2 protein-coding genes are annotated in these 1,343 nt (G+C 61.0%); both read right to left on the bottom strand.

Going from position 1 to position 1,343, the window contains the following annotated elements; genetic code table 11:
- Nucleotides 1–69: 69 nt before the first annotated feature.
- Nucleotides 70–441, bottom strand: coding sequence for a VOC family protein (locus IAG41_RS22855; protein ID WP_187731012.1), 372 nt, complete (start codon nucleotides 439–441; stop codon nucleotides 70–72).
- 84 nt (nucleotides 442–525) lie between these two features.
- Nucleotides 526–1,215, bottom strand: a complete 690-nt coding sequence (locus IAG41_RS22850) for a helix-turn-helix transcriptional regulator (protein WP_187731011.1) — start codon at nucleotides 1,213–1,215, stop codon at nucleotides 526–528.
- Nucleotides 1,216–1,343: the final 128 nt, after the last annotated feature.

The following is a 1,343-nucleotide window of genomic DNA, read 5'->3' as shown; positions in this document are numbered from 1 at the left end:
CCTCGTAGATTGTTCCATCGAGCATCAATTGGGTGACCAGCGCACGCGGTGGTCACCCGGTAACGTCAATTAGGCAGACGGGGATGCGAATACGCGTAGCCGATGACCGTCTGGATCGAGCGCGACGAAGGTGGTGCCAAAGCTCATGCGCGTCGGGATCTGGAGGATGGACAGACCGCGTCGGCTCCAGTCGGCGTGCATCGCTTCCACTGCGGTTACGTCAGCGACGGCGAATGCGATCTCGCTGGCGCCGGTGTGCCCAGTGCTCTCCGGTTCCACCGTTTCGCGTGACCATAGGCCTAGCATTACGCCGTCGCGCAACGGCAGGATCGCGATATCCGGCTTTTGCTCGACGATCGGGATGCCCAGCAGTTCGTGGTAGAGCACAGCGCTGGCTGCATGGTCCCGGACGTGCAGAAGGACGAAATTAAAGTCCGCCATAAAACCTCTTTCAGATCAGCGGCACGCGGGATCGGTGCCGGCAAAAGAAGCCTACGGCGCTATCCTGTCAGTTTTTGTCAGCAGTCATTGTTCGGGGACGCCCTGGAAGGCGTACCACTCCTTGAGCAGTGTGGCGCGACGGCGTGGATACCGCTCTGTACCGCATTCAAGCGTGGCGATACGGTCGATCCTGAAATGGCGGTAGCCGGCGCGCAATTCGCACCAGGCGACAAGGACACGCACGCGATCATAGAAGGCCAGCGCAATCGGCCAGATGGTCCGGTCGGTGGCGTTCCCTTGTTCATCGGCGTATCCGACCTGCATCTTGCGTTCGGACCGGATCGCCGCGCGGATCGCAGCAAGTTCGCCGTCCCGCGCGGCAATCTGCTGACCAGGGCCGATCAGCAGGCCAGAGGCATCTATTCCCGATTTGAGGTCGTCGGGGAGCACGGCGCCGATCTTTGCGAGCACGTTGCGCGCGGCTTTCCCCAGAAGGCCGTCCGCCCGCTCAGAAACCCATCGCGAGCCGAGCACCAGCGCCTCGATCTCCTCTTCCGAGAACATTAGCGGCGGCAGCATGAAGCCCGGCCGGAGCACGTAGCCCAAGCCGGCTTCCCCCTCGATATGCGCGCCTTGGGCTTTCAAAGTCTCTATGTCGCGATAGACGGTACGCAACGACACGCCGAGTTCTTCGGCCACAACGGCACCCGCAACTGGTCGACGATGCTGGCGTAGTACCTGGATCAGATCGAGAAGGCGCTGTGCTCGAGACATGAAGTTATACTGCCAAAATCTGGCAGTGGAGCAATCCTTTGCGAAGTCGATTCAACCGGAAACCGATCATGCGAAATGGCAGCTATCGCCCATCGCGCTCTTGGAAGCAGCCGGACCGCTTTCCACCA

It is taken from the genome of Sphingomonas sp. JC676 (assembly GCF_014489075.1).
Lineage (GTDB): Bacteria > Pseudomonadota > Alphaproteobacteria > Sphingomonadales > Sphingomonadaceae > Sphingomonas.
The sequence above is the reverse complement of the archived record's forward strand: the minus strand, read 5'-3'. Positions and strand labels throughout refer to the sequence as shown.